Origin of the sequence: Paracoccus sp. (in: a-proteobacteria) (genome assembly GCF_047973135.1) — a bacterium.
Lineage (GTDB): Bacteria > Pseudomonadota > Alphaproteobacteria > Rhodobacterales > Rhodobacteraceae > Paracoccus.
Map to the genome: position 1 here is coordinate 1 of NZ_JBKEBL010000267.1, position 7,345 is coordinate 7,345.

A 7,345-nucleotide genomic window follows, 5' to 3' on the forward strand; every position below is an offset into this window, starting at 1 on the left:
CCATGTTCTGCTGGGTCGGCGCGTCGGCATGGGTGAAGATGCGGCGGGCGCATTCGGCCTTGATCTCCTCGCGGCGCTCCTTTGCCAGCGCCGCGTCGATCGCGGCCTGGGGCACGCCGGCCTCGATCAGCTCCTCGATGGAGAAATCCTGATAGCCGCGTCCGTCGTGGATCAGATTGTGAATGATCATCGGCATTCTCCTAGATGGCGGTCAGGGTGGTGCGGAAATATGCTGGCGGCGATGCGCCGTTGGTGTCGGGATAGCCGCGCAGCACCGCACCGTTGGTCGTCGTCCGGCCGTTGACAGTGGTGATGGCGGATGCCGCGAAACTCTTGATCTGGTTGGTCGGGAACAGCGCGCAATAGGGCGGCTCGGGGATCGACAGGTCGCATTGGGTCATGATGACGGCCTGGCTGCCGCCGACCTGGGCGCCGTTGGCGCCGAAAATCGCCGTCGTGTTTATATCCGCGTAATTGCCCCAGTTGCCGTCGAGCGCCGGCACGTTGAGCCTGAGACCGATGAGCGAGACCGTGGCATTGAACTGCATCCGGAATGCATCGACGACGCGCAGGTTTCCGCCGGTCGAGTTATCGAGCCGGCGGGTGAAATTGAGTGCGTGGCGCACGCTGGTGGAGCTTTGCAGCAGCAGCGAGCGCTGCACCACGGTCAGCGGCGCCTCAAAAGTGTAATCGGCTTGCAGGATGGCGGTACAGCGGCCGCCCAACGGCGTCATGTCGAGCGCCTTCTGGATGGTCTTGAACGGCGCGGCGGCGCTGCCGTCGTTCAGGTCCGCGCCGGTTGCGTAGTTGACGTAATAGGTCTTCTGCAGGCTGGCGATATAGGTCTTCTGCAGGCTGGCGATGCGGTTGACCATCTCGTTGCCGATGGCGACGATGCGGCCTTGCGCCGTATCGTAAAGCGCCTGCGGCAGGTCCATCAGCAGCCCGGCCTGCTGGGTCAATGCGGCGATCGCCGCGCTTTCGGTGGTCATGCGGAAAAATCCTTTCTCAGACGTGCGGCGACAGCGCCGCGATCAGCGGCGTCAGGCGCAGGTTCTCGGTTTCGACCGCGCGCCGCTGCAGCCGGATGATCTCGGCCGAGATCTGGGCGAACGGGCCGACGATCAGGATGTCGACGTTGGGGGCTGCGGCGATGAAGGACACCCGGTCGAGGCTGATGCCGGCCAGCACGATGGTTTCGGCAAAGACGTAATCCTCGCCGGCCAGCCTTTCGCCGATGGCTTCGCCGGCGTAGAGCGCGAACAGGGTGCCGTCGGCCAGAAACAGCCCGACCTCGCGGATGATGCCCGAGGTATTCGATGCCCCGGCGAACAGCGCCTGCACCGCCATCTCGTTGTTCGAGTGAACCGCCCCGGGTTTACCGGAGAGTTTCTGGTTCAATGATTAGGCTGCTTTTTGGTGAGCGTTCAAGGTTTCGTAGAATACCTCCTCTGCTTCGTTCGGCGTGACGTAGCCGATGGCACTATGCAGGCGGGTGTTGTTATACCAGTCGACCCATTTCAGGGTTTCCCATTCGACCTGGCCAACGGACTTCCACAGGCCGAGGAACTTGATCACCTCGGTTTTGAACAGCCCGATGATGCTTTCCGCCAGAGCATTGTCATAGCTGTCGCCGACGCTGCCGACCGAGGTGTCGATGCCTGCCTCGGCCAACCGCTCGGTGTATCGGATCGACAGATACTGGCTGCCGCGGTCGCTGTGATGGATCAGGTTGTCTGCCTCGGACGGCGCCCTCTGGCAGATGGCCTGGTTCAGAGCATCCAGCACGAACCCGGTGGTCATCGAAGTGGAAACACGCCAGCCGACGATTTTGCGAGCGAAGACATCGATCACAAAAGCCACGTAAACCATGCCCTGCCAGCTTGAGACATAGGTGAAATCCGAAACCCAGAGTTGGTTCGGCATATCGGCGACGAAGGCACGGTTCACCTTGTCGTCCGGGCAGGGTTGGGCAGTATCGGGGTTGGTCGTGATGACGCGTCTGCCCCGGACAACACCTTGCAATCCCATGATCTTCATCAGCCGTTCCACCGTGCAGCGGGCGATATCGTGGCCGCTGCGGCGCAACTGATGCCAGATCTTTCGCGCGCCATAGCGGCCCCGGCTGCCATCGAAGGCCTGCTTGATCGCAGCCATGTCCAGGCGATCCTGTCTGGCTCGGTCCGATGCCAGACCAGGATCGCGCTCAATGGCCTTGAAGGCATAGAAGCTTGATGGTGCGATCCCCAGAACACGGCAGATCGGCCCGACACCAAAGACGCCTCGGTGATCGTCGACGAACGCGATCATTTGCGGAACGGGCGGTCGAGCTCCGCCATGGCGAAATACGCGCTCGCCTTCTTCAGGATCTCGTTGGCGGTGCGAAGTTCACGTTACTCCCGCTCCAAGTCCCGGATCCGATCCTTCTCCGCGTTCGTCAGCCCGGACCGCTGCCCGGCATCGCGTTCGGCCTGCTGGCACCAGACGCGAAGACTGTCCGGTGAACAGCCAAGCTTCGGCGCAATCGCCTTGTAGGCTGCCGTATCGCTGGCGTAATCGCCGCGGTGCTCTCGGAATAGTCGAACGCCGCGTTCGCGAAGCTCGGCCGGATAGGCGGGGGTGAATCTCGGCTTTGTCATAGGGCTCATCCTTTGAGTGTTTTACTCTCCGGTAAACCCGGGGCGGTTCATATTGACGGTCGGCGGGCGCTCGATCATCGCGATGTCTTCTGCGACGCCGGGCCAGAAGCATTCCAAGATCGTGGCGAGCCTGGCGGGGCGGCCCGTGACGACGGCGCGCTCGGATGTCGATCTGGTCGTCACCGAATATGGTGTCGCCGATCTGTGGGGCCTCGACTTCCCCGGCCGTGCCGAAGCTTTGGTCGGGATCGCTCATCCCGCCTTCCGCGACCAGTTGGCGCGGGATTTCGAGCAGAGCCTGGAGGCGATCAGATAAACATGACGGAGCCAAACATGTCCGCCGATATTCTGGAAGAGTGGCCGACCGAGCGTATCTGCGTCCTCAGGCTGAACCGCCCCGAGGTGTTCAATGCGCTCATACCAACGGCCCTATTCATTGACCTTTGCCCAGTCTCTTGATGTGATCGAGTTGATGTGCCGGGGCAGTTGGCGAAGAGGTTCCATGCGTCGCAACATATGCCGACGATATCGTCGCAGCCGTTGAAGACGGTGATCGGCAGTTTGTTGGATCGGAAACAGGCCCAGACGTTTTCGATCGGGTTGAGCTCGGGTGCATAGGGCGGCAGGGACAGGAGCGTGATATAGCTGACGAAACCGGCGCTTTGGTCTTTACGCCGCAGGATGGGCAGGCGCAGGACAGCCGTCGGTGGCGCTCCACGACCGGCGTGATCGGCGGAATATCGATCCGGTAGCATTCCCCGATCACCGCCCCCGGCGCATCTGCGGTGATCGCCGCGCCGCAGCCCGAATACGCGCCGGACCGGTGGTCGATGATCCGGTCCGGGTTCTCGGCCAGCCGCCGGTGACGACCCTCATGCCCAGGCTTCGCCCCGCCCGGCTTGCTCTTCGCCCGCCGCGCCTTCCGGTCCGTCGATGGCGGCTTTGACGACGTCCGCGACGTCTTGCCGGGGCGGCCCAATCGCTCCTGAAGCGCCAGATACGCTTCAACCAGCTCGTCCTTGCTCAGCTTTTCAAGATCATCACGGTTCATCTCCAGCGTGAATCATGATCCGCGCGCCGCTGTAACCGGGGGGTGGGTAATTACCCTCTGGCCGTCGGGAGCGGTCATTCGCCGGGGCCGCTGGTATAAGGCGCAACCTGCATCTTTTCGCCAGAGGTTTAGCTGTGACGGCATCGCCGCAGATTTGCGTCCCGCGAGAGCCGGGGGAGCTGTGCGCCCCCCGGGCCCCCTGCAAAAGCCTGCGGCGAACCGTCCGTCTTGTTTTCTGGCGTTTGCTGCCTGCCGGGCAGTGGCGCAGGCTTTGCTTCTGCGCAGGATATAGCCAGGCGCGTTTGAAATGATTATCCTGTCTGGCTATAATCATTTGATTTTAGGCTGATGCTGTGCAGATTTTGTGATCAAAACCTGCTTTCGTCAGCTATACCTTGCGCGGGTGGTGCGCGGACCAGCGGCTTGCATCAACCACCCGCAGACCGCCTGCGCGCGAAGCGCGCGTCCGGCCGGGCGGCAGCGACGGGCCGGGCTTTGCACGGCCCGCCCCCCTTTCCTGCCCAGGCTGCGCCCGGAGTCGCGCTGTCGCCCAGGCCCAAGCCGCATGACATGCCCCGCCCGCTGCCTGCGCATCGCGGGCGGAGGGCTATCGGGACAGCCAGGATGCGATCTGTGCCGCCAGTTCATCCGTTGGCAGGGCGATGTCCACCGTCAGCGCCCGTTCCCCGGCGGTCGGAGGTTCCAGCGTGGCGAACTGGCTGTCCAGAAGGGCGGGCGGCATGTAATGGCCGGTCCGGGCCTGCATTCGCGCAAGGATCAGCGCGCGGCTTCCGGCCAGATGTACAAAATGCAGCGGTCCACCGGCGCACTGGCGCAGCAGGTCGCGATAATCGCGTTTGAGCGCCGAGCAGCCGACAATCACCGGAGCCTGATCGCGCAGCACATCCGCGACGGCGCGCAGCCACGGGGCGCGGTCAGCATCGCTCAGCGGAATGCCCTGCCGCATCCTTTCGACGTTTTCGGGCGGGTGCAGGTCGTCTCCGTCACGATAGGACAGCCCCAGCCGCCGCGCCAGCGCCAGGCCGGTACTGGATTTCCCGCAGCCCGATACTCCCATCAGAACCACTCGCAGGGGCAAGACACTCTCCTTTTTTGCATGGCAGGTGACAGGGCCGGTCATCCGTCCTAATCAGGTGCCGGGACATCACGCAAGAAGGCGCATTGCTATGGCAAAGGCAAGGATCGGGTTGATCGGACTGGGCACGATGGGATCGGCTTTGGCGCTGAACATCGCCGAAAAGGGGTTCGGGATCGCGGTGTTCAACCGCACTCCGCAGGTCACGCGCGATTTTCTGGCCGGGGCGGGCGATCTGGCCGGGCGGATTACCGCGACCGAAAGCCTTGCGGATCTTGTCGCCGCCATCGAATCGCCGCGTGCGATCATCCTGATGGTGCCAGCGGGCGAGGCCGTGGATCAGCAAATCGCGGCACTTGCGCCGCTGCTGGGCGGCGACGATCTGGTCATCGACGCGGGCAACGCGAATTTCCACGACACCAACCGTCGCGCGGCCTCTGACCTGCCGATGCGTTTTCTTGGCATGGGCGTGTCCGGGGGCGAGGATGGCGCGCGGCATGGTCCGTCGATCATGGGCGGAGGCGCGCCGAAAGACTGGGACCGGGTCGCGCCGGTTCTTCGGGCCATCGCTGCGCGCGCCGAGGATCGCAGCCCCTGCGCGGCATGGATGGGGCCTGCCGGGGCGGGGCATTTCGTCAAGGCGGTTCACAATGGTATCGAATATGCCGACATGCAGATGATCGCGGAAAGCTATGGCCTGATGCGCGACGGGATGGGCCTCTCTGCCGCTGCCATCGCCACGATCCTTGGCCACTGGAACGACGGCCCGCTGCAATCCTATCTGATCGAAATCTCGGCCCGTGTCGCGTCGGCCACCGATCCGCATGGTGGCGGGCCGATTCTGGACGCGATTCTTGATAAGGCCGGACAGAAGGGCACCGGTCGCTGGACTGCCATCGAGGCGCAGCATCTGGCCGCGCCGGTGAATGTGATCGAGGCGGCGGTGATGGCGCGCAACATCTCGGCCCGGCTGACGGAACGGCAGCAGACCGAGGCGCGTTTCGGGGCCGCGCCCCAACCGCTGAGCATCGACGAGGATGTGCTGAAACGCGCGCTGATCGCGGGCAAGATCCTGTGCTATGCCCAAGGCTTCGCGATGATCGCGTCGGCATCGGCGGCCTTCGGCTGGTCGCTGCCTTTGCCCGGCATCGCGCGGGTCTGGCGGGCAGGCTGCATCATCCGATCAGCCATGCTGAACGACATGGCCGAGGCGCTTACGGAAAACCCTGACCGCAACCTGATCATGGCCCCGCATTTTGCCGCGCTGCTTGATGAATCCATCCCGGCATTGCGGCTGGTCGCGGGACAGGGGCTGGCACAGGGGCATCCGCTGGCCGCGCTGGCCTCTGGACTGATCTGGTTCGACATGATGCGAACCTCGCGCGGGACAGCAAACATGATCCAGGCGCAGCGCGATTTCTTTGGTGCGCACGGGTTTCAGCGGCTGGACGGCATCGACGATCCGCATGGCCCATGGGGCGCGTCGTAACGATGCGTCTGGCCGGTTTCGCCGTGGCCGTTGCGGCAGGGACCGAGGCCGTCTGCCGTGGGGAAGCGAGTTGGCGGGCGTGTTGCAGGGTACGCGGCCACGCAGGCAGCAGATTGGGTGGGCGTGTTGTGTTTGCGGAAAAAGGGGGGGGGGCGGGGCGTGCAAAGCCCGCCCCGTCGCTGCCGCCCGGCAACCGAAGTTGCCCCAAACCGCGCAGATATAGCCTGACGACTTTCTTCTGATTGTGTTGTCAGGCTATAATCATTTGATTTCAAGCTGATTCTGCGCCAATTTGATGATCAAATTGGCTTCCGTCAGCTATAATGCGACCCGTGCAGCGCGTCGCCCGGGAACCGGCTTGCAAGATGGCTCAGCTTCACCGTTCGCCGGACGGTTCATCAACGCAACTGTGTCGTGTACCGTGCCTGACAGCGGATATGCGTGGAAAACGCGAAAGCTTATGGGGCACAGGCACATGCGAAGAATCTGGTGCCCCCACCACGACTCGAACGCGGAACCTGCCGATTAGAAGTCGGCTGCTCTATCCAGTTGAGCTATGGGGGCCTGTGCGGGTCTGTTTAAACGACGCGTGTGACTTGGGCAAGCGATCTGGGGGCAGATCAGGCCACTGCCTCGCGGACCAGCGCGCCGCGATGGCGGATCACCTTGCGGCTGAGGTCGTGGGCCTGGCGGATTGCGTCCTCGACCCCCGCGCCCTGCAGGGCCGCTGCCAGATAACCGGCATTGAAGCTGTCGCCCGCCGAGGTCGTGTCCACCGGCACCTCGCGCGGCAGGCCGGTCACGACGCCCGTGCCCCCGGTCCCGCCGAAATGCACATCCGCGCCGCCGGCCTTGACGATCACCTGCCCCGCGCCAAGCGCAAGATAGCGCGCCAGCGTCGCCTGCGGATCGGCATCGCCAAAGAACTCGCGTTCGTCGTCAAAGCTGGGCAGCATGATATCGGCCGCCGCCGCCGCCACCTCGATCTGATGGCACATGGTCGGGATATCGGGCCAGAGGCGCGGGCGCAGGTTGGAATCGAATACGATCAGTGTGCCGGTCGCGCGCGC

8 protein-coding genes, 1 tRNA gene, 1 pseudogene and 1 other annotated feature are annotated in these 7,345 nt (G+C 63.8%); of the genes and pseudogenes, 2 read left to right on the plus strand and 8 right to left on the minus strand.

The annotated features are described in order from the left end of the window. The 4 genes and pseudogenes from ACK5L9_RS19850 to ACK5L9_RS19865 form a co-directional block, all read right to left on the minus strand. Positions 1-190: hypothetical protein (locus ACK5L9_RS19850; protein WP_416913187.1), on the minus strand; the 190-nt coding region annotated here is incomplete at its 3' end. A 10-nt stretch (positions 191-200) separates the two neighbouring features. Then, complete coding sequence (locus tag ACK5L9_RS19855; RefSeq protein ID WP_416913188.1) at positions 201-992, minus strand: hypothetical protein; 792 nt, start codon at positions 990-992, stop codon at positions 201-203. A gap of 16 nt (positions 993-1,008) precedes the next feature. Continuing rightward, positions 1,009-1,401 carry a hypothetical protein gene (locus ACK5L9_RS19860; RefSeq protein ID WP_416913189.1) on the minus strand — a complete coding sequence of 131 codons (393 nt, stop codon included), beginning with the start codon at positions 1,399-1,401 and terminating at the stop codon, positions 1,009-1,011. A gap of 3 nt (positions 1,402-1,404) precedes the next feature. Then, a pseudogene (locus tag ACK5L9_RS19865) lies at positions 1,405-2,639 on the minus strand (IS3 family transposase). Next, positions 2,236-2,352 (minus strand) — a sequence feature (AL1L pseudoknot). Its footprint overlaps the pseudogene before it by 117 nt. 16 nt (positions 2,640-2,655) lie before the next feature. Between ACK5L9_RS19865 and ACK5L9_RS19870 the strand changes: the two are divergent. After that, the gene (locus ACK5L9_RS19870) at positions 2,656-2,955 is read left to right on the plus strand and encodes an acetyl-CoA hydrolase/transferase C-terminal domain-containing protein (RefSeq protein ID WP_416913190.1); all 300 of its coding nucleotides are present in this window, start codon (positions 2,656-2,658) and stop codon (positions 2,953-2,955) included. A 117-nt stretch (positions 2,956-3,072) separates the two neighbouring features. On the opposite strand, the gene ACK5L9_RS19875 is transcribed toward ACK5L9_RS19870, so the two are convergent. Both ACK5L9_RS19875 and ACK5L9_RS19880 read right to left on the minus strand, forming a co-directional pair. After that, on the minus strand, positions 3,073-3,690 hold the full coding sequence (locus ACK5L9_RS19875) for an IS66 family transposase zinc-finger binding domain-containing protein (RefSeq protein WP_416913191.1): 618 nt from the start codon (positions 3,688-3,690) through the stop codon (positions 3,073-3,075). Between the two features lie 607 nt (positions 3,691-4,297). Next, on the minus strand, positions 4,298-4,789 hold the full coding sequence (locus ACK5L9_RS19880) for a gluconokinase (protein WP_416913192.1): 492 nt from the start codon (positions 4,787-4,789) through the stop codon (positions 4,298-4,300). A gap of 88 nt (positions 4,790-4,877) precedes the next feature. Between ACK5L9_RS19880 and gndA the strand changes: the two genes are divergently transcribed. Then, complete coding sequence (gndA, locus tag ACK5L9_RS19885) at positions 4,878-6,275, plus strand: NADP-dependent phosphogluconate dehydrogenase (RefSeq protein WP_416913193.1); 1,398 nt, start codon at positions 4,878-4,880, stop codon at positions 6,273-6,275. A 487-nt stretch (positions 6,276-6,762) separates the two neighbouring features. Here gndA and ACK5L9_RS19890 read toward each other — a convergent pair. Both ACK5L9_RS19890 and ACK5L9_RS19895 read right to left on the minus strand, forming a co-directional pair. Further along, a tRNA-Arg gene (locus ACK5L9_RS19890) sits at positions 6,763-6,839 on the minus strand. 56 nt (positions 6,840-6,895) lie between these two features. Next, a partial coding sequence (locus tag ACK5L9_RS19895; RefSeq protein ID WP_416913194.1) for a PfkB family carbohydrate kinase occupies positions 6,896-7,345 on the minus strand: 450 nt, incomplete at its 5' end.

Excerpts from the sequence above, each read along its gene's own strand:
- ACK5L9_RS19855 (WP_416913188.1), bottom strand. The coding sequence starts at position 992 with ATGACCACCGAAAGCGCGGCGATCGCCGCATTGACCCAGCAGGCCGGG.
- ACK5L9_RS19875 (WP_416913191.1), bottom strand. The coding sequence starts at position 3,690 with ATGAACCGTGATGATCTTGAAAAGCTGAGCAAGGACGAGCTGGTTGAA.
- gndA (WP_416913193.1), top strand. The coding sequence starts at position 4,878 with ATGGCAAAGGCAAGGATCGGGTTGATCGGACTGGGCACGATGGGATCG.